This window comes from Flavobacterium sp. WC2416 (genome assembly GCF_041200095.1).
GTDB lineage: Bacteria > Bacteroidota > Bacteroidia > Flavobacteriales > Flavobacteriaceae > Flavobacterium.
In genome coordinates this window covers 3,574,982-3,600,503 of sequence record NZ_CP165626.1, presented here as the reverse complement: position 1 = coordinate 3,600,503, position 25,522 = coordinate 3,574,982, and the positions used below count along the sequence as shown (strand labels likewise).

The 25,522-nt window shown below is 33.6% G+C and carries 20 protein-coding genes; 8 read left to right on the top strand and 12 right to left on the bottom strand.

What is annotated here, in order from left to right; genetic code table 11:
• Positions 1–69: 69 nt before the first annotated feature.
• The 8 genes from AB3G39_RS15235 to htpG all read right to left on the bottom strand — a co-directional run bounded on the left by AB3G39_RS15235 (position 70) and on the right by htpG (position 7,803).
• Entirely contained in the window at positions 70–348 is a 279-nt protein-coding gene (locus AB3G39_RS15235) for a DUF2805 domain-containing protein (RefSeq protein WP_367757464.1), read from the bottom strand.
• A 290-nt stretch (positions 349–638) separates the two neighbouring features.
• Positions 639–992, bottom strand: a complete 354-nt coding sequence (locus AB3G39_RS15230; RefSeq protein WP_369753220.1) for a MauE/DoxX family redox-associated membrane protein — start codon at positions 990–992, stop codon at positions 639–641.
• Positions 993–1,064: 72 nt separating this feature from the next.
• Positions 1,065–1,976, bottom strand: a complete 912-nt coding sequence (locus tag AB3G39_RS15225) for a DMT family transporter (protein WP_367773783.1) — start codon at positions 1,974–1,976, stop codon at positions 1,065–1,067.
• 55 nt (positions 1,977–2,031) lie between these two features.
• The gene (locus AB3G39_RS15220; RefSeq protein ID WP_367773785.1) at positions 2,032–2,436 is read right to left on the bottom strand and encodes a DUF2721 domain-containing protein; all 405 of its coding nucleotides are present in this window, start codon (positions 2,434–2,436) and stop codon (positions 2,032–2,034) included.
• Between the two features lie 308 nt (positions 2,437–2,744).
• Positions 2,745–3,167 (bottom strand): VOC family protein, encoded by a 423-nt coding sequence (locus tag AB3G39_RS15215; protein WP_369769482.1) that lies wholly within the window; start codon positions 3,165–3,167, stop codon positions 2,745–2,747.
• Positions 3,168–3,191: 24 nt separating this feature from the next.
• Entirely contained in the window at positions 3,192–3,665 is a 474-nt protein-coding gene (locus tag AB3G39_RS15210; protein ID WP_369765581.1) for an SRPBCC domain-containing protein, read from the bottom strand.
• A gap of 1,235 nt (positions 3,666–4,900) precedes the next feature.
• Entirely contained in the window at positions 4,901–5,590 is a 690-nt protein-coding gene (locus AB3G39_RS15205) for a hypothetical protein (RefSeq protein WP_367757476.1), read from the bottom strand.
• A gap of 326 nt (positions 5,591–5,916) precedes the next feature.
• A complete protein-coding gene (htpG, locus tag AB3G39_RS15200) occupies positions 5,917–7,803 on the bottom strand; it encodes a molecular chaperone HtpG (RefSeq protein WP_369753221.1) in 1,887 nt (628 codons plus the stop codon).
• Between the two features lie 181 nt (positions 7,804–7,984).
• On the opposite strand from htpG, the gene AB3G39_RS15195 reads away from it, so the two are divergent.
• The 4 genes from AB3G39_RS15195 to AB3G39_RS15180 all read left to right on the top strand — a co-directional run bounded on the left by AB3G39_RS15195 (position 7,985) and on the right by AB3G39_RS15180 (position 11,508).
• Positions 7,985–8,464, top strand: coding sequence for a lipocalin family protein (locus AB3G39_RS15195; protein WP_369769481.1), 480 nt, complete (start codon positions 7,985–7,987; stop codon positions 8,462–8,464).
• Between the two features lie 30 nt (positions 8,465–8,494).
• Positions 8,495–9,190 (top strand): OmpA family protein, encoded by a 696-nt coding sequence (locus AB3G39_RS15190; RefSeq protein ID WP_367757482.1) that lies wholly within the window; start codon positions 8,495–8,497, stop codon positions 9,188–9,190.
• A gap of 140 nt (positions 9,191–9,330) precedes the next feature.
• Complete coding sequence (locus AB3G39_RS15185; protein WP_369765580.1) at positions 9,331–10,275, top strand: ABC transporter ATP-binding protein; 945 nt, start codon at positions 9,331–9,333, stop codon at positions 10,273–10,275.
• A 225-nt stretch (positions 10,276–10,500) separates the two neighbouring features.
• On the top strand, positions 10,501–11,508 hold the full coding sequence (locus AB3G39_RS15180) for a 3-oxoacyl-ACP synthase III family protein (RefSeq protein ID WP_369753224.1): 1,008 nt from the start codon (positions 10,501–10,503) through the stop codon (positions 11,506–11,508).
• Between the two features lie 92 nt (positions 11,509–11,600).
• Here the strand turns inward: AB3G39_RS15180 and AB3G39_RS15175 are convergent, their stop codons facing one another.
• The gene (locus AB3G39_RS15175; protein ID WP_369753225.1) at positions 11,601–14,021 is read right to left on the bottom strand and encodes a TonB-dependent receptor domain-containing protein; all 2,421 of its coding nucleotides are present in this window, start codon (positions 14,019–14,021) and stop codon (positions 11,601–11,603) included.
• 210 nt (positions 14,022–14,231) lie between these two features.
• On the bottom strand, positions 14,232–18,518 hold the full coding sequence (locus AB3G39_RS15170; RefSeq protein ID WP_369769480.1) for a choice-of-anchor L domain-containing protein: 4,287 nt from the start codon (positions 18,516–18,518) through the stop codon (positions 14,232–14,234).
• 244 nt (positions 18,519–18,762) lie between these two features.
• Here AB3G39_RS15170 and argS point away from each other — a divergent pair, with 244 nt between their 5' ends.
• The 4 genes from argS to AB3G39_RS15150 all read left to right on the top strand — a co-directional run bounded on the left by argS (position 18,763) and on the right by AB3G39_RS15150 (position 23,627).
• Positions 18,763–20,541 (top strand): arginine--tRNA ligase, encoded by a 1,779-nt coding sequence (gene argS / locus AB3G39_RS15165; RefSeq protein ID WP_367773804.1) that lies wholly within the window; start codon positions 18,763–18,765, stop codon positions 20,539–20,541.
• Positions 20,542–20,773: 232 nt separating this feature from the next.
• Positions 20,774–22,129, top strand: a complete 1,356-nt coding sequence (gene ffh, locus AB3G39_RS15160) for a signal recognition particle protein (RefSeq protein WP_367773806.1) — start codon at positions 20,774–20,776, stop codon at positions 22,127–22,129.
• Positions 22,130–22,287: 158 nt separating this feature from the next.
• Positions 22,288–23,175 carry a bifunctional 5,10-methylenetetrahydrofolate dehydrogenase/5,10-methenyltetrahydrofolate cyclohydrolase gene (locus AB3G39_RS15155; RefSeq protein ID WP_367757496.1) on the top strand — a complete coding sequence of 296 codons (888 nt, stop codon included), beginning with the start codon at positions 22,288–22,290 and terminating at the stop codon, positions 23,173–23,175.
• A gap of 44 nt (positions 23,176–23,219) precedes the next feature.
• Positions 23,220–23,627 carry a DUF1801 domain-containing protein gene (locus tag AB3G39_RS15150; RefSeq protein ID WP_367773808.1) on the top strand — a complete coding sequence of 136 codons (408 nt, stop codon included), beginning with the start codon at positions 23,220–23,222 and terminating at the stop codon, positions 23,625–23,627.
• Positions 23,628–23,735: 108 nt separating this feature from the next.
• Here the strand turns inward: AB3G39_RS15150 and rluF are convergent, their stop codons facing one another.
• Both rluF and AB3G39_RS15140 read right to left on the bottom strand, forming a co-directional pair.
• Complete coding sequence (gene rluF, locus AB3G39_RS15145; RefSeq protein ID WP_367757500.1) at positions 23,736–24,548, bottom strand: 23S rRNA pseudouridine(2604) synthase RluF; 813 nt, start codon at positions 24,546–24,548, stop codon at positions 23,736–23,738.
• A gap of 95 nt (positions 24,549–24,643) precedes the next feature.
• Entirely contained in the window at positions 24,644–25,492 is an 849-nt protein-coding gene (locus AB3G39_RS15140) for an alpha/beta fold hydrolase (RefSeq protein ID WP_369769479.1), read from the bottom strand.
• Positions 25,493–25,522 lie beyond the last annotated feature (30 nt).

Below are 25,522 nucleotides of genomic sequence, written 5' to 3'. Positions count from 1 at the left end.
ATATTTTTTATATGGTTTTTATTTTTGAATAAAAAAAAACACTCTAATTAAGAGTGTTTTTTTAATTGGTTAGTCCAATTTATTTTTTATGTAATATTTGCCATCCAAATCTTCATCAAAATCATCAATTTTCAGCGGTTTTGGTTTTGGTTTATTTGCGGTAGCTTTCTTTTTCCACATCTCAAATTTTTCGGCAGGCATCTTCTTCTTCATTATTTCCAGAACTTCTTTTTCGACCAGACCAAATTCTTTTTTGATAATCTCAAAAGGATTTTTTTCTTCTAAGGCCAATGTAACAAGTTTTTCTGTTTGCTCCCAGGTCAGTTCTTTTCGGTTACTCTTTTTCATCACGTGAAAATTAATTCAAATTGGTTTTAATGATTAAAATAATTGATTCTAAATTAGATACCAATATTAATAAAAAAAATAATTACTTTACGTCAAAAGAGTATTTTTTTTTTAATGTATTTAAATATTCTATTCTAGTTTTTGCTTTTGGCAAGGAATTTTTATTGAATTTTTCAATTTATTGCGTACTTCAATTTCCATAGGTCGAATAGTTAACGAATATGAAAATCATTTAATGTTTTTGAGATTCTTCAATTTTGAAGGTATCTATGTACTATAAATATAGTTTTTTAAGTGTATAAATAGGCCCAATATATCAAAACGAATTGAAATGGAATGCGTAGTAATAATACCCATTTAGGAAGCCCCATTTGTGCTTTGTGATTTTGATACATGAAAAAATGAGTTGGTAAAACGGCAATTAATAATGCAATTACGCCCCAGGCTGCATAATGTGTTAAGGCAGGAATGAGTAAGGATATACCAAGAATTATCTCAGCAATCCCGCTTAAATAATTTAAAAGACTTGGATTGGGTAAATAGGGGGGGATTATTTTTTTGTACAGTTTTGGACTTCTAAAATGATTCATACCAGCAATAGTATAGATGAATGCCATAAAGTATAAGTGCCAGTTTGAATTCATGATAAATCAGAATTAGGGTATTTGTTTTGCGAATTTAAGAATTTATTTACGATATATTAATAATCTGAAATGTTAAAAAGAAGAATTGTTTTTTATAGGTTTAAATTTTAGGTTCATTATGACAATGGCTACAATAATTAAACAGATTCCTATCCATTGCATCAGGATTACTTTTTCATTTAAAAGGAAAAAAGCCATAAGTACTGAAACAGGAAGTTCTAGAGCCGATACAATACTTCCTAATCCAATTCCTGTAAGTGGAAACCCAGCATTCATTAAAAGTGGAGGGATTATTGTCCCAAAAAGAGATAAAACGATTCCCCATTTTAGAAATATTTCGAAGTTAAATGGAGTGGTTTGTGTTGCAATTGAAAACGAAAACACAATTATAGCACCACCAAGAAGCATATATAAACTGCGCTGTGCTGATGAAATGCTTGTAGCTACTCGATTTGCTGTAAACATGGTTGTAGTGAATGAGGCTGCTGCCAAAACACCCCACATAATTCCATGCCAATCTAATTGTACCTCGTTATTGATTAAATTAGTAGCTAAAACCGTTCCTGTTAATACAATAACTACCGATATGATTTTTTGAGTTGAAGGGATTTTTTTTTCCAAAATCATTTCTAGTAAAACACCCATCCACACTGTTTGCATCAATAAAACAATACCTATGGAAACGGGAATGTATTTTACGGCCAAATAATAAAAAACACTAGTCATACCTAATGAAGTGCCTGCCAGCATTAAATGAAAAATGTTTTTTTTAGAAGCTTTACGTACTTTTTCTTTGTTTTTATTTTTTTGGAACATATTGATGAGTAGGATTCCAATAATTCCCAATATGAATTGCGAGCTCGTTACCTCGGCAGTAGTGTATCCTTCCATGTATGCCATTTTTACAAATGTGGCTAGCATGCCGTAACTCGTCGCACCGAATCCTACTAATAAAACTCCTTTTAATACTTTATTTTCAATCATTTTTTTAATTTAAAAAGCGGGCAAAGATAGTTTTTTAGTTGAGAAGACTTTACTTTTATTCTTTTTTCCCTACTTCCTTTAAGTCACTTAAATGCAAACGCAAGGCATTCACTGAAATGCTAATTTCCCAAAAAGACAATCCCAATGATATAAGTAAGCTTAATAAACTCAGCCCAAAAAGATAGAGACTGATCAATTGATTATCTAAAAACAAAAGTAGCATAGCAAAAACAGAAAGAAATAAACAACATACACCAAAAAGCTGCATGTACTTAATTAACGATAATCGCAAATTGAGGTTTTTGATTTCTAGTAATATGGTTTTATTCTCTTTTTCCTCGTAGGTCTTTTTTAAACCTCGAACAATGGTGGCTATAGTCAAGAAACGATTAGTATAGGCCAAAAGGATCAATGAAGTGGCTGAGAATAATAAAGCGGGAGTTTCTATGTGTAAGGTCATTATTGTTTTTTTATGGTTGCTTCAAAGTACGTAATTCTTTAGTTAAGTTTTTAATTTTTAATACAAAAGACTAAAAAGTGATACTTTTAGGTTTTTAAAATTACAAGTAATACAACATCTATTTCCTTTTCAATAAACTTTCTTTTATTTTGTTTGACGGTGTTTTTTAGTGTGATAGCTTTGTTCCTCGCTATGACTTTTATAGAGGAATAGTATTTTTTACTCCTTTTGTTATGCAAGGTCAAGTGGCTTTGCTTAGAGGATTGTATAGAAAATGATTGTTGGGTTTTCTATTGGTTGTTTTTGTTCTATTTTTGATCAAAATCGATCATCCATTCAATGCCATATTTATCTCTAAACATACCAAAGTAGGAACCCCAAGGGCTGTCTTCAATAGGCATTTCGATTTGTCCACCTGATGAAAGTCCGTTAAATAATTTATCGGCTTCTTCTTTGCTTTCTGTACTAATAGATATCTTGGACCTGTTTTCATTTTCATTTACGCGTCCCATACTTTCTGGAACGTCATTGGCAAATAAAAAATTCTTGCCAATAGGTAAGGAGATATGCATTATTTTATTTGCTTCTTTTTCTGAAACTGGAAATTCAGGGCTTGACATTTCTTTGAAACGGGTTATTTGTGCAAACTCTCCACCAAATACGGATTTGTAAAAATGGAATGCTTCTTCGGCATTTCCATTAAAGTTAATGTGCGGATTGATCAGTGCCATAATTCAAATTTTTAAGTTGCTTGTTTATTCTTTTAATAGATTATTGAGATTGTCAAAAAACATTTTCCAACCATCCACAATTCCCGAATGGAGAACAGTATCTTTTTGTTGCTCAGTCGCAAAACTTGAATATAGTTTCAGTACCGTTTTTTCTCCTTGTGGTTCAAAAATTAGTTCAACAACAGTGGGTTCGTTCTGCTTTCTGTCATCATCCCAAGAATCTTTATATACAATTCGATTTGGTTTGTCCAGTAAAAGGTATTCTCCTTTTGTTGGATAAATTTCTCCTCCTGGGGACTTCATGTGTATTCTGAAATAGCCGCCCACATTAGGGACCATTTCTGCTAGAGCGACTGAAAATCCCGTTGGATAAAACCACTTTTGGAATAGGTTTATATCGGTCCACGCATTGTAAACTGAATTGCAGTTTGCGTTTATTTCGTACTCGAGTAACAACATTGGCTCAAGGTAGTTGGCTGTTTTATAAAGTGCTGTCATGTTTCTTTTTTTAGAAGTACGTTTGCGTTGCTATAACCGTTTTAGCTTTTGAAAACGACTGTATTGGCTAAACGAAAATACGAATAAAAAATAGAATTCTACTAAAATTACAATGACTCGAAAAGGTGTTTTTTTTAGTAATTGCAAACGCTACGAGTTGTGTTCTAATTTAAGTAGGTACTTTTCTAAGACAAGCGCTAGAGAATGTGGACAAACGAGAGCTAGTGGAATAGTACTGTTTGTAAATTTTTTGGTATTAAATCATTCGGTCTTGTTTATCGACAGTCATTGCGAAGAATGAAGCAATCTCATCTAGTATTTCCGTTTCAATATGCTTATTTATTTTGTTTGTGGATGTATTTTAGTGTAATAGCTTCGTTCCTCGCTATGACTTTTATTGTGGAATGGTATTGTTTGTAATTTTTTTTGGTATTACATCATTAGGTCTTGTTTATCGACGGTCATTGCGAAGAATGAAGCAATCTCATCCAGTATTTCCGTTTCAATATGCTTATTTATTTTGTTTGTGGATGTGTTTTAGTGTGATAGCTTCGTTCCTCGCTATGACTTTTATTGTGTAATGGTATTGTTTGTAATTTTTTTTGGTATTAAATCATTCGGTCTTGTTTATCGACAGTCATTGCGAAGAATGAAGCAATCTCATCCAGTATTTCCGTTTCAATATGCTTATTTATTTTGTTTGTGGATGTATTTTAGTATGATAGCTTCGTTCCTCGCTATGACTTTTATTGTGGAATGGTATTGTTTGTAATTTTTTTTAGCATTACATCATTAGGTATTGTTTATCGACGGTCATTGCGAAGAATGAAGCAATCTCATCCAGTATTTCCGTTTCAATATGCTTATTTATTTTGTTTGTGGATGTGTTTTAGTGTGATTGCTTCGTTCCTCGCTATGACTTTTATTGTGGAATGGTATTGTTTGTAATTTTTTTTGGTATTACATCATTAGGTCTTGTTTATCGACGGTCATTGCGAAGAATGAAGCAATCTCATCTAGTATTTCCGTTTCAATATGCTTATTTATTTTGTTTGTGGATGTGTTTTAGTATGATAGCTTCGTTCCTCGCTTTGACTTTTATTGTGGAATAGTATGGTTTCTCAGTTTGTATTGCAAAGGCGGGAGACTTCGTAGAGGGTTAACGAAAACTTGATGCGAAACGGTAATTCCACTAAAGTCACCAACCTTGTCAAACCATCTGTCATATCACGTTTTTAGTTTTCTATGTTTCTTAATTTTAGAATTAATGTTTTTAACTCTTCTGTGTATTTGTTTAACTCTTCAAATTTTATTTCACTTGGATTGTGAACCAATTTATTTCTGAAGTTATTTATATCAATTAATTTTTTCTTTTCATCTTCTGTTAAATTGAAAAGATCAGCAAAATTTTTATATCTAAATATTTTTGGTCCTTGTTGAATTGTTAACTTGTTAAACTCAGTCCAGAATAGTAAAAAATCATCTATTCCATATTTTTTTCCATTTAATTCAATTTTTTCATCAAATAGATTTTCGAATAAAATTTTTGCAATACTAGAATATGCAATAACTTTTTCTTTTTCTACAGTTATTCCATTACCGTCATGATAAAGTTGATTTCTTAACTTGTGGAACCATTCAATTTCACCAAGTTCAATTCCAATAAGTTTGTTTTCAGCAAATTTTTCGATAGCATCAACTAAATTCGGAAAATTACTTGTTGCTTCTTCATAAACTTTTCTTGTTACACCTTCAATTTTCGTAATCCTCTTAGGTAGTCCTAAATACGTTTTCATCATTAATTCAACAGAGTTGTCAATTAAAATCATTGACATTCTGTAATCAAATTCGGTATCTAAAGATAAATGTTCAAGACCATGTTTTAATAGTTCTTTTGGTCCAGTTTTCCATAATTCTTTTCCCATTATCTTTTTTTCTAAAATGTGGTATAACTTGTATATATGTCTGACAACCGTCAGACTTTATATTCTATCAAATATATACCATTTATATTATTAATCTTGACATTGTTTTTAATAGTTGGTTTTCATATCAAAATAGTATTTTGGAAATAAAACGCTCTCCATAGCCCTGATGGCAATGAAAATCCCGCGCCTTTTTTGGTGCGGATTGTAATGAACAGCAGGACGAGGGCTTGTTATGGAAATCAGTCGTTTTGCTCCAAAAAAAAACCTGCCAGTTTTCACTAGCAGGTCTTGATTTCCCCTTATTTGGAATGGTTAGTTGAGGATTATTTGATCATCTCGAAACTACGTTTTACAAAAGCGGTTAATGCTTCTCCTTTTAGTAAGTTTTGAGACAATTTAGCTAAGTCCAGCGCTTGTTTTACAAGGTGCTCTTGGCTTGATTTGTCTTCGGTATTTAGAATGGTAGTTGCTAATGGCGAATTAGTATTTACCACTAGATTGTACATCTCTGGCATATTCCCCATCCCAAACATTCCACCACCACCTGACTGGCTCATTTCTTTCATTCTACGCATGAATTCGGGTTGCGTGATGATGAAAGGAGCTGCTTGGCTGTCCATAGATTCTAGTTGAACCGTGTACGTTTGTTTTGGAACAATCGCTTCTAAAACAGTTTTTAAACCTTCTTTTTCCTCATCGGATAATTTAGAAATGGTGTTTTCCTCCTTCTTGATTAAATTATCAATATGATCTGAATCCACACGTACAAAAGTGATTTCTCTATTGTCTCCTTCAATTTTTTGGATCAAGTGAGAAATAATTGGAGAATCTAAAAGTAATACTTCGTATCCTTTTTCTTGTGCAATTTCGATATACGAGTGTTGCGCTTCTTTATTTCCTGCATAAAGAACAACCAGTTTCCCGTCTTTGTCCGTTTGTTTGTCTTTTAGGTTTTCTTTTAATTCCTCCAGTGTATAGAACTTGTTGTCTACTGTAGGGTATAAAACGAATGCACCTGCTTTTTCGTAGAATTTATCTTCAGATAACATTCCGTATTCTAGAACGATTTTGATATCATTCCATTTGGCTTCAAAATCTTCACGGTTTTCTGTGAATAATGATTTCAATTTATCCGCTACTTTACGAGTGATGTAGTTTGAGATTTTTTTCACAGCACCATCAGCCTGTAATCCGGAACGAGAAACGTTCAAAGGAATATCTGGCGAATCGACTACTCCGCGAAGCATCATCAAGAATTCAGGTACAATTCCTTCTACGTTATCTGTAACGTACACTTGGTTTTGGTACAACTGAATTTTATCTTTTTGGATTTGTAAGTCACCACCTAATTTAGGGAAATACAAAATACCTGTTAAGTTAAACGGGTAATCTACATTTAAATGAATGTGGAATAAAGGTTCTTCAAATTGCATAGGATACAATTCATGGTAGAACGTTTTATAGTCTTCATCTGCTAATTCAGTAGGTTGTTTTGTCCAAGCTGGATTAGGGTTATTGATAAAATTATCTACTTCTACCGTTTCAGCTTTATAATCTTCAGGAGCATCTTCTGGTTTAGGAAGTGTTTCTGTTTTTGTTCCAAATTTAATTGGAATAGGCATGAACTTATTGTACTTGTTAAGAAGTTCTTTGATTTTAGACTCTTCTAAGAAATCCAATGAATCTTCGGCAATATGTAAGATAATCTCAGTACCTCTTTCTGTTTTGTCAGCTGGTTCCAAAGTGAATTCAGGACTTCCGTCGCAGGTCCAGTGTGCTGCTGGTTCATCCTTGTATGATTTAGTAATCAATTCCACCTTAGAAGCCACCATAAAAGCAGAGTAGAAACCAAGACCAAAATGACCAATAATTCCTGAATCCTTAGCGGTGTCTTTGTATTTTTCTAGAAATTCTTCGGCTCCAGAAAAAGCGAGTTGGTTGATGTATTTCTCTACTTCCTCTGCAGTCATACCAATACCTTGGTCAATGATATGCAGTTTTTTACCTTCCTTATCTACTTTTACTTCGATAATTGGGTTGCCATATTCTACTTTGGCTTCGCCAATATTCGTAAGGTGTTTTAATTTTAACGTTGCATCTGTCCCATTGGATATCAATTCACGTAAAAAAATCTCGTGATCACTGTATAGGAACTTCTTGATTAAAGGGAAGATGTTTTCTACCGAAACATTAATTTTTCCAGTTGTCATATATAATTTTTTTATAGGGTTTTACAATCTGTGGATATTCTTTCAAATAGAATACCAATTGCTTTTAAAGTGACAAATTGTCGTAACTGTTAATTTTGAAACAAAATAATTTAATTTTGAAACACAAATCAAGGGTTAAGCAATTATCTTTGTATCAGTTTAATTATAAAACGAAATAACAATGAAAAAAATATTTTTTTTAACAGCTTTAGCATTAGTGCTATTCTCATGTAAGACGAGTTCAGTAACAGGTAAAAAATTGGATAAAACTACTCAGGTAGCCATTAAAGGCGAATGGGTATTGACCTCAGTAACGTATCCAGGATCACAATATATCAGAGTGAATTCTTTTGATATTGCCGATTCTAAATGTTTTGTAGGAAGTACATGGAAATTTGTTTCGAATAATAATAAAGGAAATATGGCTTTAACAAGTGCTGATTGTACTGGTTTTAGTTCTCCAATCACTTGGTTTGTTAACACGGATCAAGAATTAATATTGAAAGTTTTGGATGCTGGTGAAAAAGCAAAAAGAGTAAGAGCAGGTTACAAACTGTTTGTTGAAAACCTAGGAGATAATTCGTTCCAATTGGTTGATAAAGGAAATGTTGTTGGTGGAAAAGCTATTGATGTAGTGTACCAATTTCAAAGAGCAAACTAAAAATTAATTAAAAAAATAAAACAGATCATTATGAAAAACTTTTCTATACTAACATTGGCATTAGTAATGTCAATAGGAACACTTTTTACAAGTTGCGAGGCTATTAAAAACACAAATAATACACAAAGAGGTGCTGGTATTGGTGCAGCAAGTGGTGCCGTTATAGGTGCAATTCTTGGTAACAATCTTGGTAAAGGTGGTAAAGGAGCAATGGGTGCTGTTCTTGGTGGTGTTGTAGGTGGAGTTGCCGGTGGAGTCATTGGTAATAAAATGGATAAACAAGCAAGACAAATTGATGAGGTGCTTCCAGGTGCTGAAGTGAAACGTGTGGGTGAAGGAATCCAATTGGTTTTAAATGAAAATGCAGTTCGTTTTGATACTAATAAATCAACTTTAACAGCTACTGCAAAAGCTAATTTAGATAAATTAATTCCTGTATTTACAGAGTATCCTGATACTGATATCACTATTTTTGGATATACTGATAACACTGGTCCAGCAGACTATAATTTAAAATTATCTGGTGAAAGAGCAGCTTCAGTTAGAAACTATTTAGTTAGTAAAGGTGTTGCTTCCTCTCGATTTAATGTTACTGGTTTAGGAATTGCTGATCCAATTGCTACAAATGATACTCCAGAAGGTAGAAGTCAAAACCGTCGTGTTGAGTTTGCTATTACTGCAAATGATAAAATGCAACAAGACGCTAAGATTGAAGCTGGGAACTAAAAGAAAATATTTTTTAATTCTAAAAAAGGTCGTTTCGTAATTATTACGAGACGACTTTTTTTTATTTATATTATCGTTTCCATAAAATAATTTTGACAAAGAAATCTATCTTTGTACTCTTAAATTTCATTATCATAAAAATGCTTCAAGTTCAAAACATCACATTCGGATATACCGAAAAACAAGTGCTAACCAATGCTAGTTTTACAATTACAAAAGGACAAAATATTGCTATAATCGGCGAAAGTGGTTGTGGTAAAAGCACGCTTTTAAAATTAATTTATGGATTGTATGATTTAGATGAAGGACACATTTTATGGAATGAGGAAGAAGTGTTAGGTCCAAAATACAACTTGGTTCCAGGAATGCCATTCATGAAGTATTTGTCACAAGATTTTGATTTGATGCCTTATATTACTGTTGCTGAGAATGTAGGTAAGTTTTTGTCCAATGTTTTCCCTGAAAAGAAGCAAGAGCGAATCCATGAATTACTGGAGATTGTTGAAATGACAGAATTCGCCCATGTGAAAGCAAAATATTTAAGTGGAGGACAACAGCAACGCGTGGCGCTGGCTAGAGTTCTGGCCTTGGAACCTGAAATATTATTATTAGACGAGCCTTTTAGTCATATTGATAATTTTAGAAAAAATGCATTGCGTCGCAATTTGTTTGCGTATTTAAAAGGGCAAGGAGTTACTTGTCTTGTAGCAACTCACGATAGTACCGATGCGCTTTCATTTGCGGATGAAACGATTGTTTTGCAAAACGGAAGAATTGTTGATAAGGCAGCTTCTTTTGATTTGTATATGAATCCTATCAACAAATATGTAGCATCCTTATTTGGCGAAGTAAATGAGCTGAAATTATCTCAATTAGTTCCTGTCGATGGGGAAGATGAGATCGTGTTACTTTATCCGCATCAATTGAAAGTAGTAGATAATGGCTTAATGCATGTAGTGGTAAAACAATCGTATTTTAAAGGAGGCCATTATTTAATAAAAGCAGTATTTGATAGAAAAGTAATCTTTTTTGAGCATGACAGTCCGTTAGAACTCAATCAAGAAGTGACGTTGATGATTTCATAATTTTTATTTGTCACGCGATTCGTTTTAGCCCTGATAGCAGCGGCATCTCCCGATTTAGAAAAACAAGGCTTTTTTTGCCGTAGTTTTTAGTATCGGGAATATAGCGGATAGCAGGAAATAGCTCCAGAAAAATATAAGTTGCTATTTGATAAAAAATCAGTAATTTGTGAGCCAATATTTTAACGTATTTATAAATTTGCAACCTTATTTTAATAAAACAATAATATGTACCATTCAAAAATAGCAGGATTAGGATATTATGTTCCTTCCAATGTTGTCACTAATGATGATTTGGCAAAAATCATAGACACAAACGACGAATGGATTCAAGAAAGAACTGGAATTCAAGAAAGAAGACACATTATAAGAGGGGAAGATACGACAACTTCAATGGGTGTGAAAGCAGCTGAAATTGCTATTGAACGAGCAGGAGTTGCTAAAGAGGATATCGATTTTGTGGTTTTTGCCACTTTAAGTCCAGATTATTATTTTCCTGGTCCAGGAGTTTTAGTTCAGCGTGATTTAGGTTTACGAACTGTGGGAGCACTTGATGTAAGAAATCAATGTTCAGGATTTTTGTATGCTTTATCAGTTGCGGATCAATACATCAAAACAGGAATGTATAAGAATGTTTTGGTTATAGGATCTGAGGTGCATTCTACAGGTTTAGATATGACATCGCGTGGACGTGGTGTTTCGGTTATTTTTGGGGATGGAGCAGGAGCCGCAGTTTTAAGCAGAGAAGAAGATTTAACCAAAGGGATTCTTTCTACCCATCTACATTCAGAAGGGCAACATGCTGAAGAACTTATTGTAAAAGCACCCGGAATGGGTGGGCGTTGGGTTACAGACATCTTAGCAGATAATGATCCAGACGATGAAAGTTATTTCCCTTATATGAATGGACAATTTGTATTTAAAAATGCAGTAGTTCGTTTTAGTGAAGTAATCAATGAAGGGCTGGAAGCGAATAACCTTCAAGTATCAGATATTGATATGCTAATACCACATCAAGCTAATTTGAGAATTTCTCAGTTTATCCAAAAGAAATTTGGATTGAAAGATGATCAAGTTTTTAATAATATTCAAAAATATGGTAATACAACCGCTGCTTCTATTCCAATTGCGCTCACAGAAGCTTGGGAATTAGGGAAAATTAAATCTGGTGACACGGTAGTTTTGGCTGCTTTTGGTAGTGGATTTACTTGGGCTAGTGCTATTATAAAATGGTAAGAAATTTATAGTTGCTATTGTTTTTAAATCAAAAAACCCAGAGTTGGCAAACTCTGGGTTTTTCTTTTGGAACCTAACTATTAAAACTAATCTTATAAAAGGCCACCACCACCTTGGGTTTCATTGTTGTCCCTTTGTTTTCTTTGAATGGCTTTGTTTTTACCGCTTCCAAATCTATAATTGAATCCTAAATAAACCGATTGGCTTTCCCAGTTGAATTGCCCGTTAGATTTATAAGGGCGGTCACCTGCAAAAGCAAAATGCATGGAGTTAAAAACATCGCTGAATCGTGCACTGATTGTTCCACTTCCTTTTAAGATATTGTAACTACTTCCAACATCCATTTTCCACATGGCTTCTCTATTAAACTGTAAGCTCAAATCGCGTCCTCTGTACATTCCAAATAATTGGAAACGCAGGTCTTTAGTAGCTTTAAAAGTATTGTTGATGCGCGCATTAAATGTACTTGCATTGACTTCAACAAATTCATAAACACCAGGAGTACTCTCAATAGTCCCTTTTACTTTTTTCTGATACGCATCAACACTTACATTAGCGCTCCACCATTTTTTAAAATCTAAATTACCCGAAACTTCAACTCCATACGCATTGTTGTTGTTGAAATTATCATAAGATAAGATTTGCTTGTTTGGGTTATCCGGATTAGTATAGATAACTCTTGTGATTTCATCTTCAATTCTTCTATAGAAAACACCTGAAGTAATAGATCCTATTTTAGTTTTTCTAGTATAATTTATTTCATACGAGTTCGTAAACTGCGGAATAAGATTTGGATTTCCTTGAGAATCTAATGTTGCAGTACTCCATTCTCTAATAGGGTTGACTTGTCCGATGCTTGGACGATCCACTCTTCTTGAAAAACTAAGGTTAAATGAGTTGTTATCACTTGGCGTATAAGTCAAGAATGTAGAAGGATAAACGTTTAATAAGTCATCTTTAAAGGCACCATCTGCTTTAGATACTTCTTTAAATAGGGCATCAACATTGTATTTTTCTACACGCGCTCCAGCTTGAAAACTCCATTTTTTCCATTGTTTACCTAAAGTGGCATAGGCCGAAGATATTTTTCTGTCGTAACTAAAATTTGAATTTGGATTACTGTCTCTAAGCAAACTATTATCGGTTGTTTCGTTTCTATGCTCTAAACCCAATTCTAATTTTATAGTCTCCGTAAGAGGGTTTACATAATCAAGATTGATAATAGTATTTTTGCCAATAGTTTCTACATCATTTGTGTAAGAACTAGTCAACGCTCGCGTGTCTCTGTTGTAATTAGAATAAACGGCATTTTCTGGCTCATTATTTTTATTGTAATTCATCTCTAATTCTAAACTGTGTCCTTCCTTTTTAAATTTTACTTTATAATCGAAATTGTAAGTTTGAGAACGTTCCTTATTTTTATTATCGAAAAGTTGAATTACATCTACATTTGTCGCATTGTTTGTATAATCTACATCTGTGCTTGCGTTACCACTTCCTTTAAAGAAACTTTGATTGGTGTAGAATGACAACGTGTTTTTATCATTAATATTGAAATCAAAACCCACTTTTGCTAAATGAGAAGTGTTATTGTTTATGAATGTAAAAAGCTGATCGTTTTCTTTATTAACTTCTTTGCTTTTTATAAATCCATGATTGGATCGTTTTCCTGTGTTTAAACCATAATTTCCATAAAAATTAAATTTTCCACTTCTATAATTTAAATCGATTGATGAATTTAGTTTGGGCGTTTTTCCAAAAGTAACTCCATTATTAATGCTACCATTAAAACCAATTTTACTGTTTTTATTTAAAACAATATTAATAATTCCGCTCATTCCTTCTGGATTGTATTTTGCAGATGGATTGGTGATTAATTCAATTTGTTTAATTGAAGAAGAAGGGATTTGTTGTAATAATTGTGAAGCCTCTATATTAGAAGGTTTTCCGTCAATTAAAACGCGAACATTAGAATTTCCTCTTAAACTAATCGCATTGGTTTGTGGGTCAACACTAACCGATGGAATATTATTCATTATTTCCCCCGCTGTTGCTCCAGCAGAGATTAAATCTTTCCCAACATTAATGATTTTTCGATCTATTTTTTGTTCAATAGTAGATTTCTCACTAACAATATCAACTCCTTTTAATTCTATTGCATCTTCTTCTATTGCAATTGTATTTAGATTTATGTTTTTATTTTCGGAAGATAATTCAATTGATTTTACAACCGTTTTATATCCAATAAACTGAAATTCGACAGTGTATTTTTTTAAATCTAGATTTTTGATAATGAAAATACCTTTGTCTGAAGTGATTCCTCCAGTTACGAATTTGTCAGCTTCTTTAACAATAACATTTACATAGGGTAATGGTTCATTGGTTTTCTTGTCAATAACTTTTCCGGTTACACTTCCTGCGTTTTCGAGAAGATTGGGTTTGACTGAGTTTTGTGCTTGCATCGAAACGATAGTTCCGAATAGGCAGACTAAAATTAATTGTACTGTTTTCATGATTGATTATTTTGATTGATGATGCAAAGGTAATTATTTTTTATATAATATGTATTACATAGTACTATTTTATGCAAAATATATTTATTAAAAATTGATGATTTACATAGTAGACTATGAAGCATTCACTTTGTTACAAAAAATCAATATTTTGTTTAAAAAAAAATGACTTTCAAAATTAGAAAGTCATTTTTATACTATGAAGTGTATTTACCTTTTTAAAGAAAAATGGGATTTGTATTCTTTTGCGGTATTGTTTTCTGTGTAGAATATAGTAAACCAGTAATCATCTGCAGGAAGTGAATACCCATTATAGTTTCCGTCCCAACCCGTTCCATTAGGAGAAAGTTCTTTGAGTAGTTTGCCGTACCTATCGAAAATATATAGTTTGATATTTTCTTGATTTGGCATTTCGGTTACATTCCAAGTGTCATTATATCCATCTCCATTTGGTGTGAAAAACTTAGGAGCATTTATCATTTTTAGACTAATCGGATTAGTAGATCCACAACCATTCGCATCGCTGACACTAATTTCATGAATTCCAGAACTAACATTTGTAAAAGTATTGCTACTTTGTGGAGTATTTCCATCTAAAGAATAAAGAAAATTAGCTCCATTTCCTATACTTGTCACTGCATTTACTGTAATGGTCTGGTTATCTGTAAACCAGCCATCAGTAGTAAACGTGATGGAACTTGGTGGAGCTGATTCGATAACAGCAAATGGAATTATATCTGAGGTGCAACCAAATATGGACAAATCAGTTACAGTTAGTGTGTAGTTTCCAGGCTGACTTGTTGAAAAATCAGAGGCGGTACCTACTAAAATGCCATTTTCTTCTTTCCATTCAAATGAATATCGAGGGGCAGTATATCCACTAGTGATATAAGCATTGGTTAACGTTCCTGTGGCAAAGTCATGGCAAATTGCTGGAACGCTAAGTATTGGGTTTGGTTTATCAGTGATTGTGATCTCCATTGGTTTTTCATCAGAGCAAATTACAGTTGACGAATTTCCTACTTCAGCATAGGCATATATTGTAGATGAAGTTGTTATTACATCACCAGGGTATTTTTCTGTATTAGTAGTATTAGCAGGGCCACCAGATTGTGTGAAGTATTTACTAATGGGAGCAATAAAGTTGGGTAATGTATACGATTCACATCTTGTTACCGCTGCAATAGGTGCAATTATGGGGCTGTTGTAAATGGTTATTGTAAAATCATCTTGATCAGAACAGGCAACTCGAGTATTGTCTTCTGCATAGACATATAGTTTTGTAGTTGTAGTAATAGGTGAATAGGGAGGACTTAGTTTTGTTCCAGCTCCTTGTGGACCATTTGCATCGGTATAATAATCGCCAAGACCTACAATTGCTGGTAAAATATAATTATTACAGGCATATTGATCTGAAATTTTATTTACTAAGGTGATTAATGCTGAAATACTATATTCAGCAGTACAAGTGTTAGGTGCAGTAGCAGCTGCATAAACATATATAGTTTTGGATGAGCTAAGTATATATCCAGGAGGTAATATTGGATTTGTAAGAGAAGGACCTCCAGGGAATTCATAATATTCTCCATTAGCTAAATCATCAAGGACATAGTTTTGCCCACATTTTATAACCTCAATTGGTCTAGCATCTATTAAGGGAGATGGGTTCACAGTAATTAAGAATTTTTCTTCAACATAGCACGAGCCAGATGCAGCTTTATCATAAAAATACATAGTTTGTGTTTTGGTTACCGGAAATCCAACGGGGCGCATATTTCCAGTACCTAGAGGTTTAGTAAAATAATTTCCCGAATGTGCCACTGGAGGTAAATAATACACATCACATTGTGGGGTAGTGTCACTAAATATTGGCAGCGGTGCTATGCTTACATTTACCGTGAACTGTAAATTGTCAGTGCAGCTTTCTCCAGTTACATAATACCAAAGTGTAGTTGTTGTATTTATTGAAGTACCGGCCGGAACAACTGATCCTCCGCCTCCAGCCGCAGTTCTATATTCACCAACAATTAATGGAGGCAAAATATAAGCCGAACAAGAATTTACATCAGATGGAGGATTAATATCTGAAATACCGATATATACAGTAAATGTTTTTTCGGAAGTACAGTTAGTTGGTGCCGTTCCTGTTTCTTTGTAAACATAAATAGGAGTAGTTGCAATTATAATTGTTCCAGCTGGAATAATAGGCAGTCCTTTATTAGGTCCTGAATAATAAATACCACCATTAACATCAGCAGGCATGATGTAGGAACTACAGCCAAATTGATTTTCATAATCTGGTAAAGCAGTAAACGGAATTATTGTTATTGAGAAAGGTTTTTCTTGATTGCAGGCGGGTGACACGGTAGTATCTTGAAACCAAACATAAATGGTATTTAAGCCTGCTGCATTTATTATTGTTCCCGATGCTAACTCAGTGTTCCCTGGAGTTGTAGTACCTCCACTTTGAGTATAGTATTTTCCGTAAGCTAAATTGGGAAGTTTGTATGCTGTGCAATAGGTAGATGAAGTGGGAGTTATTGTTCCTAAATTTGATATAGTAACTTTAAAAGAATCTTGATTTGTACAGATTCCAGATTGATTGAACACATATAAAGTAGTTGTGGTAGAAATTTGGTCTCCTGCAAAAAGCTGCGTTCCTGTCCCATTTAATCCTGTCCAATATTGTGCTCCTGTTTCTGTTAACGTAGGTAAAGTATAGGAAGTACATACAAATACATCTTTTAAGACGTCTACTTGAGGTAGGGGAGTAACAGTAAGTTGAAAGCTTGTTACAACAAAGCAATTGTTACTAGAAATATTTTGTAATCGGACCCACAATGTAGTACTAGAAGACAATAATATGTTGCTTGAATTTGGAATTATAGTATTAGAATTATTGGTAGCTCCTGCTAAAGAAGAGTGAAATGTTAGGATGGTATATAAAGGGTTTTGAGCACCCATTATTGCTGCTTTTGCTGCTGATAAGTTAAAGCTTGCTTTTGGCGTAGCATCCGTACTATTTCTTGCGCATAGAGCTATATCACTGGGTGTAGATGAAATGATTGGACTTGCCACAATCATTAATTGAAAAGATCGTATTTCGTAACATAAAGTAGATGGATTTTGAATTCGAACATAAATTGTTTTTCCGTTTTCAGAATTTAAAATGGTATAAGGGCTTGAAATTGGAGAATTATTTGAAATGGCATCGGCATTAGTTAGGTGATATGAAATAACAGTTCCTGCAGGTAAATCATCTACAATTCCTGCTGCATTAGTGGCTTGATCATTACCGGCTAATATAATTGTAGTATTTTTTGTTAAATCAAAGTCATAAGAAGACGCTCCAGTATTGCAATTGTAAATATTAGGAACTGTATTTATTACTCCAATTGCAGGGTAAATTTCGACACTTATTTCATCAGTGACTTCAGTACATCCAGGTTCCGTATAGGAGACGCTATAATTATGAATTCCAGAACTTATTAATGGGAGAATAGTATTCAGGTCTAAAGTCGTACCCGTTTGTGGAGGAGAAAAGTCAACTCCTTCTTTTTTCCATACAATTGTAGTTCCGGGACTTAAACCTGATGCGGATAAGGTGGGTAATGTATTTCCAGGACAAATTGCTCTATTGTTTGCTGCCGTATAATCAAGCCCCAAAACATTTTGTCCAATATTAAAACTATTGGCTTTTAAAAATATTGCCGAATCATAACCTGTATTATTCCCTCCATCAGCAATAACTAGTTTGATATGATAAACATGATTGGTGTTTAGCCCTGTTGCTGATGCAACCATGGGTATTGTTTGTCCGTTGAAATTAATTGCAGGACCAAAACCACTACCGTTAAAAGTGCCAAAATAACTAGGATTAGCTGATGGGCAATTAGAATTGTAAGTAGCATCTCGAATTGTAGCAACTGAAACTGGAATACTAGTACCAGGAATTACGGCTAAATTCACATTGGGTCCACCAGCAGTAACATCTTTTAATAAAAAAGCAAAGGCGTCCGAAAAGCTACATTGTGAAGTTCCATATTCTTCAGAAGCAAATAGAAAGGAGAAATCAAAATTTGGTGTTTTGGGTTGGAAATCAAATTCAATATAACTAGCATTAATCGAGTTAATTGTTATTCCTGATTGTGATAGTAAATTCGCTTCTAAATCACTATCGCCAGCCCATGCCATAGTACCATCGCTTAAAATAGTAGTATTGGGACTCGGAGTTTGTGTTACATCGCCAGTCGTTAAAACCACACCGTTGGTAAAAGGGAAATTTGGATTGCTATTTTCAAAGTAGCCAATACTATTTGTAGCACCGTAAAAGGAGCCCGACTTATAATTTATATTTGTTGCAGACACACAAGGGGAATTAATTAATACTTGGTTGATCAATTGATCCGTGGTGTACGTGGTTGTATTAATTGTAACTGATTGTGAAAAACAAACTGCCTGAAATAATAATAAAAATAGCAGTTGAGTTTTTTTCATAATACTAATTATTAATTGAATTTTTTAAATCTACAATAAACCGTTACAATACAAATAAATGCGACGTAATGATATTGTTAAATATTTATATAGTAGTATTCTTACTATTATTACTATTTTTTAATAAATAAGTCCTTGTTTAGAATATAAAGTTAAGGAATTCTATAATGGGTTTCAATATTAATTTTCTAAATGATTTTTCTAATTAAATACTATCTTTGCAAGTTCATAACAAACATATAAAATGACATTATCACAAATTCTTACGCCTTCTATAGAAAAAGCAATTCTCGCTTTATTTGACATTACAATTGACAAAGTTGAATTTCAAACTACTCGGAAGGAATTTGAAGGAGATATTACCATGGTTATTTTTCCATTATTAAAAGTGGTAAAAAGCAATCCTGTAGAATTAGGAAATAAAATTGGTAACTATTTAGTTGAAAACGTAAGTGATGTAAGTCGTTTTAATGTAGTCTCAGGATTTTTAAATATTGTTATTTCGGATGAATATTACCTGAATTTCTTTAATGAAATTAAAGACAATGAAAAATTTGGTTTCGTCACTCCAAATCCAGATGAAAAAGCGGTAATGGTAGAATATTCTTCTCCAAACACTAATAAGCCTTTGCATTTAGGTCATGTTCGTAATAATTTATTAGGATATTCTGTTGCTGAAATTATTAAAGCCTCAGGTAAAAAAGTTTATAAAACTCAAATTATCAACGATAGAGGAATTCATATTTGTAAATCGATGCTGGCTTGGCAGAAATTTGGAAATGGAGAAACTCCTGAATCTACAGGCCAAAAAGGAGATAAACTAGTTGGTAATTATTATGTAGCTTTTGATAAAGCATACAAAGTAGAAATAGCTCAATTAATGAGCGAGGGAAAAACAGAAGACGAAGCCAAGAAGCAGTCGCCAATTATTCTAGAAGCACAAGAAATGCTTTTAAAATGGGAAGCGGGTGACGAAGCAGTGATTTCACTTTGGAAAAAAATGAATCAATGGGTTTATGATGGTTTTGCTATTACTTATAAAAATCTAGGAGTCGATTTTGATTGTTTTTATTATGAAAGCAATACCTATTTATTAGGGAAAGATGTCGTACAAATTGGATTAGAGAAAGGCGTATTCGAAAAAGATCCCGATGGTTCTGTTTGGATTGATTTGACTGATGAAGGTTTAGACCGTAAAATTGTTCTTCGTTCAGATGGAACAGCAGTATATATGACGCAAGATATTGGTACTGCGATTCAACGTGTAAAGGACTACCCAGATGTAGGTGGGATGGTCTATACTGTAGGGAATGAACAAGATTATCATTTCAAAGTGTTGTTTCTTATCTTGAAAAAACTAGGTTTTGACTGGTCAAAAAATCTTTTCCACTTGTCTTACGGAATGGTTGATTTGCCTTCTGGTAAAATGAAAAGCCGCGAAGGAACTGTAGTTGATGCTGATGATTTGATGAATGAAATGACCACTACAGCTCAAAAAATCGCCGAAGACCTTGGGAAATTAGACAGCTATTCACCTGAAGAAAAAACCAATTTATACAATACAATTGGTCTTGGTGCATTGAAATATTATATTTTAAAAGTAGATCCTAAAAAACGAATCCTTTTTAATCCTGAAGAATCAGTTGATTTTGCAGGTAATACAGGTCCGTTTATTCAATATACGTATGCCAGAATTCAATCAATAATTCGCAAAGCAAATTTTGATTTTTCTAATAAATCCGAAGCAGTTTCCCTTCACGAAAAAGAAAAAGAATTATTGAAACAACTGGAATTGTTTCCAGAGGTAATTCAAAACGCGGCTCATAATCACAGTCCAGCTTTATTGGCAAATTATACTTATGATTTGGTGCGTGAATACAATTCATTCTATCAAGCAGTTCCTATTTTAGGTGAAGAAGAATTGAGTAAAAAAACATTCCGAGTACAATTGTCTAAAAAAGTAGCCGATACCATTGCTGCTTCTTTTAGATTGTTAGGAATTAATGTTCCTGAGAGAATGTAACTAAATTGGGGCGTTACCCTGAAGAAGAAAAATCTTCAGGGTCGGGCTATCCGTTATAATCTCCCGCAAAAAATCGGGAGGATTTTCACTTCTATCCCTAACGCAAAACCAAAAACTGCAAAGAAAAAATCAGTATTTCAAAAGAACTATTTTCCTTTGTTCCTTTGTGTCTCAGAACCTTTGTACCTTTCTAACTTTATATTATATTTGCAATTCCTAAAACAACAATGACATGTTCGATAATTTAAGCGATAAACTAGATAAAGCCTTTCATATATTAAAAGGGCACGGAAAAATCACCGAAGTAAACGTAGCCGAAACTTTAAAAGAAGTGCGTCGTGCTTTACTTGATGCCGATGTGAATTTTAAAATTGCCAAAGATTTTACTACAAGAGTAAAAGAAAAAGCACTTGGACAAGACGTTTTAACGACTTTACAGCCAGGACAGTTATTGGTAAAATTAGTTAAGGACGAATTAACTGAATTAATGGGTGGAGATGTTGCTGGAATTAATCTTTCAGGAACACCTACAGTAATTTTAATGTCAGGTTTGCAAGGTTCTGGTAAAACTACTTTTTCTGGAAAACTAGCAAATTATTTATTGACAAAAAAGAATAAAAAACCACTTTTGGTTGCTTGTGATATTTACCGTCCTGCGGCGATCCAGCAATTATATGTAGTGGGAGATTCTATAGGTGTTGAGGTATACTCAGAGCCAGAAAATAAAAACCCAGTTGAAATTGCTCAAAATGCAATCAAGCATGCAAAAGCAAATGGTTTCAATGTAGTAATTGTCGATACCGCAGGTCGTCTTGCTGTTGACAAAGAGATGATGGACGAGATTGCTCGTGTTCATAAAGCAATACAACCACAAGAAACTTTATTTGTTGTTGATGCTATGACAGGTCAAGATGCTGTAAATACAGCTAAAGCATTTAATGATATTTTGAATTTTGATGGTGTTATCCTGACTAAATTAGATGGTGATACACGTGGTGGTGCTGCACTATCAATTAAAACGGTTGTCAATAAACCAATCAAGTTTGTAGGAACAGGAGAAAAAATGGATGCTATTGATGTATTCTATCCAGTTCGTATGGCAGAGCGTATCTTAGGGATGGGAGATGTTGTGTCTTTAGTTGAAAGAGCGCAAGAACAATTTGACGAAGAAGAAGCAAGAAAAATCCAAAAGAAAATTGCGAAAAATGAATTTGGTTTTGATGATTTCTTATCTCAAATTCAGCAAGTAAAGAAAATGGGTAATATGAAGGATTTGGTTGGAATGATACCAGGTGCCTCAAAAGCAATGAAAGATGTAGAAATTGAAGATGATGCTTTTAAACATATTGAAGCAATTATTCATTCGATGACTCCTGCTGAAAGAAGCAAACCAGCTCTTATAGACGTGAAAAGGAAAGCTAGAATATCCAAAGGTTCAGGAACAAAAATTGAGCAAGTAAATCAATTGATGAAACAGTTTGAGCAAATGAGCAAGATGATGAAAATGATGCAAGGTCCAGGAGGAAAAAACCTTATGAAAATGATGGGTGGTATGAAAGGCGGAATGCCTGGAGGAATGCAAAGATAAATTAAGACTTAGGTTTAAAATTTCAAGGTATTGAAGTTTTAAACCTTTTTTAATAGTGTAAACAAGCAGTAAAACAAAACTATTTTTTAAGGCTTTAAATTAAAGGCGATCCGAGAAACTTTAAATTGTAAACTTTAAACTTTTTAAACTAAATTAAAATGCAACTACTAGACGGAAAGAAAACAGCAGAAGATATTAAAAGCGAAATCGCTGCCGAAGTACAAAAGATAAAAAACAATGGAGGCAAAGTACCGCATCTAGCAGCAGTTATAGTTGGTAATGATGGGGCTAGTTTAACTTATGTTGGTAGTAAAGTGCGTTCATGTCAGCAAATTGGTTTTGACTCTACTTTAGTAAGTTTGCCAGAAACTACTACAGAGGCTGAATTGTTAGAAAAAATAAAAGAATTGAATGCCGATGACGATTTAGATGGATACATCGTTCAATTGCCTTTGCCTAAACATATTGATGAGCAAAAGATTCTGATGGCAATAGATCCAAATAAAGATGTGGATGGTTTTCATCCTGCTAATTTTGGAAAAATGGCTTTGGAAATGGAAACGTTTTTACCGGCTACTCCATTCGGAATCATGCAATTATTAGAGCGTTATAAAGTAGAAACATCGGGGAAACATACTGTAGTTATTGGGCGTAGCCATATTGTGGGACGACCAATGAGTATTTTGATGAGTCGTAAAGGATATCCTGGTGATTCAACAGTAACATTGACTCACAGTAGAACTAAAAATATTGAAGAATTTACAAAAAACGCTGATATTATCATTACGGCATTAGGAGTTCCTAATTACTTAAAAGCGGATATGGTAAAAGAAGGTGTTGTAGTTATTGATGTTGGAATTACTAGAGTTGCAGATGCTTCACACCCTAAAGGATATGTAATCACGGGTGATGTCGATTTTGATGAGGTAAGTAAAAAATCTTCTTTCATCACTCCGGTTCCGGGAGGAGTAGGACCAATGACTATTGCCATGTTATTGAAAAATACGCTATTGGCAAGGGAAATGAAAATAGCTAGAAACAGTTAAAAAAACATACAGTCTATTCGCCGCGACGGATAGGCTTTTTTATTATGGGAAACCCACAAGGAATACAGTTTGGTTCTATTGATGAATTTCTAGATCAGCTACCAGAAGAGGAAATAGAAATTGTCCTTTTTCTACGTAAAATTATTTTAGAATGTATGCCAGATTTAAAAGAGAAATTGGCTTACAATGTCCCTTTTTATTATCGTCATTCTAGAATTTGTTATATATGGCCCGCTTCCGTTCCATGGGGAAAAGTAACTACTGGTGTAGCAATAGGTTTTTGTAAAGGTGATAATTTCTTAGATGAGACTTTTGCTACAGCAAAATTTGCTTCAAAATTGATTTTTACTTCTACTAAAGAAATTGATGTTGAATCATTGAAACAACAAATCTATGAGGCCGTTTTAATTGATGATAAAATCGTTAAAGCAAGAAGGAGGAGAATTCAGTAAAACAATTTCGAAAATAAATTAAACACAAATTTCACTAATTTGCACAAAACAATTCGTGTAAATTAGTGAAATTTGTGTTTTTTCTTTAAGTGTATATTTTTTTTAAAACTAATAATCCCCTCTTTTCTTAAATCTAGGATCGTCTCTTTTGATAAATTCTGTTCGTCTTTTAGCAGGTTCTGCTTTTGGTAAACTTGCTTCTTCTGTTTTACTAGAAGGCTCAATAAGCTCATTTAATTCTTTTATTTCGGCATCGGTTAAATCGCGGTATCTTCCTACTTGTACATCTAGGGAAATATTAATAATTCGGATGCGTTTTAATGCTGTTACATCATACCCTAAATATTCGGTCATTCTACGGATTTGACGATTTAATCCTTGGGTAAGTATAATTTTAAAAATGTATTTACTGATTTGCTCTACTTTACATTTTCGGGTAACTGTGTCCAAAATGGGTACTCCATTTCCCATTCTTTCAATAAATCGATCGGTGATAGGTTTGTTTACGGTTACCGTATATTCTTTTTCGTGATTGTTTCTAGCGCGAAGTATTTTGTTTACAATATCACCATCATTAGTCATGAAAATCAATCCTTCACTGGCTTTATCTAGTCGGCCAATAGGGAAAATACGTTTAGGATAATTGATGTAATCCACAATATTATTGCGAACGTCTAGGTTTGTAGTACATTCAATTCCTACAGGTTTATAGAAAGCAAGATAAACTGGTTTTTCATTTCTTTCACGGATGAGTTTGCCGTCTATACGCACTTCGTCATCGGGGGAAACTTTTGTTCCTAGCTCAGGGACAACTCCATTGATGGTTACACGACCTTCTTCAATTATTTTGTCTGCCTCACGACGGGAGCAATAACCGGTTTCACCGATGAATTTGTTGAGGCGTTTTAGATTTTCTTCCATAGTGCAAAAGTAACACTAAATTGTGTAATCGTTTATCTGGTGGTTTGTTTATTTGCTTAAGTTGATAAAAAGAGTCGGAAAGGGATCGTGTGGGACTATTTAGATTCGAATAAAAATTCCGAAACTTTTTTATATAATTCATCACCATGTAAGCTATGCCCCAAACCATTTGTTTCAATAAAAATGGAATCTTTCCAAGTACTGGCAATTTTTTTTCCTTCTTCAAATAAAACAACCGTATCCTCAGTATCGTGAGCAATGAGTCCTTTGGTCTTTATTTTAGATGCAAATATTTTTCCAGAGAAATGTTCTAGCTGAAGTTTGAAATGGTCTAAATAATGTGTTTCTAGACCTTTAGAAATGGTAGAGTTCAAGCTAAGCATCTTGATATAGTTATTGAGAATAATTTTAAAATCGCTAGGCGCTCCTAAAATCACCATTTTTTCAATACTATCATTTTGATATTTAGACTGGTAGTATAAGCAGGTTTTTCCTCCTAGTGAATGCCCAATAAGGTATTGAGGTTTGAATTCTTTGACTACTATATCAATAAATGTAGCGTATTGAGGAATGTTGAATTCTTTTCCACTAGACAATCCGTGTGCTGGACCATCTATTGCAATTATAGTACTTCCTGATTCTTTTAAATAAGGGAGCATTTTTTTCCAGCGAGAAGCATTACTTTCCCATCCATGTACTAGTAATATAACAGTGTCATTTCCTTTCCAAGTATAAGTTTGGAAATATTCATCGTTATGTTTAAACGTTCTGCTTTCGGTTTCGCGAAGGATTTTGGGAAGTTTTGATTTGGTTAACCTGCCTTCTCTGGGTTCACTAAAAAGAGAGTAGGCTAATTGTGTGGCTTTATCAGGAGATACAAAACTTAAAAAATTAATGTATAATCCGATAGACTTTGTAAAAAGGAAGTAGAGTGTTTTTTTCATAATAAAAAAGTCCCGATGTGAATCGGGACT

Coding starts and splice junctions, on each gene's coding strand:
- AB3G39_RS15235 (WP_367757464.1), bottom strand. CDS start 348: ATGAAAAAGAGTAACCGAAAAGAACTGACCTGGGAGCAAACAGAAAAA.
- AB3G39_RS15230 (WP_369753220.1), bottom strand. CDS start 992: ATGAATTCAAACTGGCACTTATACTTTATGGCATTCATCTATACTATT.
- AB3G39_RS15225 (WP_367773783.1), bottom strand. CDS start 1,976: ATGATTGAAAATAAAGTATTAAAAGGAGTTTTATTAGTAGGATTCGGT.
- AB3G39_RS15220 (WP_367773785.1), bottom strand. CDS start 2,436: ATGACCTTACACATAGAAACTCCCGCTTTATTATTCTCAGCCACTTCA.
- AB3G39_RS15215 (WP_369769482.1), bottom strand. CDS start 3,167: ATGGCACTGATCAATCCGCACATTAACTTTAATGGAAATGCCGAAGAA.
- AB3G39_RS15210 (WP_369765581.1), bottom strand. CDS start 3,665: ATGACAGCACTTTATAAAACAGCCAACTACCTTGAGCCAATGTTGTTA.
- AB3G39_RS15205 (WP_367757476.1), bottom strand. CDS start 5,590: ATGGGAAAAGAATTATGGAAAACTGGACCAAAAGAACTATTAAAACAT.
- htpG (WP_369753221.1), bottom strand. CDS start 7,803: ATGACAACTGGAAAAATTAATGTTTCGGTAGAAAACATCTTCCCTTTA.
- AB3G39_RS15195 (WP_369769481.1), top strand. CDS start 7,985: ATGAAAAAAATATTTTTTTTAACAGCTTTAGCATTAGTGCTATTCTCA.
- AB3G39_RS15190 (WP_367757482.1), top strand. CDS start 8,495: ATGAAAAACTTTTCTATACTAACATTGGCATTAGTAATGTCAATAGGA.
- AB3G39_RS15185 (WP_369765580.1), top strand. CDS start 9,331: ATGCTTCAAGTTCAAAACATCACATTCGGATATACCGAAAAACAAGTG.
- AB3G39_RS15180 (WP_369753224.1), top strand. CDS start 10,501: ATGTACCATTCAAAAATAGCAGGATTAGGATATTATGTTCCTTCCAAT.
- AB3G39_RS15175 (WP_369753225.1), bottom strand. CDS start 14,021: ATGAAAACAGTACAATTAATTTTAGTCTGCCTATTCGGAACTATCGTT.
- AB3G39_RS15170 (WP_369769480.1), bottom strand. CDS start 18,518: ATGAAAAAAACTCAACTGCTATTTTTATTATTATTTCAGGCAGTTTGT.
- argS (WP_367773804.1), top strand. CDS start 18,763: ATGACATTATCACAAATTCTTACGCCTTCTATAGAAAAAGCAATTCTC.
- ffh (WP_367773806.1), top strand. CDS start 20,774: ATGTTCGATAATTTAAGCGATAAACTAGATAAAGCCTTTCATATATTA.
- AB3G39_RS15155 (WP_367757496.1), top strand. CDS start 22,288: ATGCAACTACTAGACGGAAAGAAAACAGCAGAAGATATTAAAAGCGAA.
- AB3G39_RS15150 (WP_367773808.1), top strand. CDS start 23,220: ATGGGAAACCCACAAGGAATACAGTTTGGTTCTATTGATGAATTTCTA.
- rluF (WP_367757500.1), bottom strand. CDS start 24,548: ATGGAAGAAAATCTAAAACGCCTCAACAAATTCATCGGTGAAACCGGT.
- AB3G39_RS15140 (WP_369769479.1), bottom strand. CDS start 25,492: ATGAAAAAAACACTCTACTTCCTTTTTACAAAGTCTATCGGATTATAC.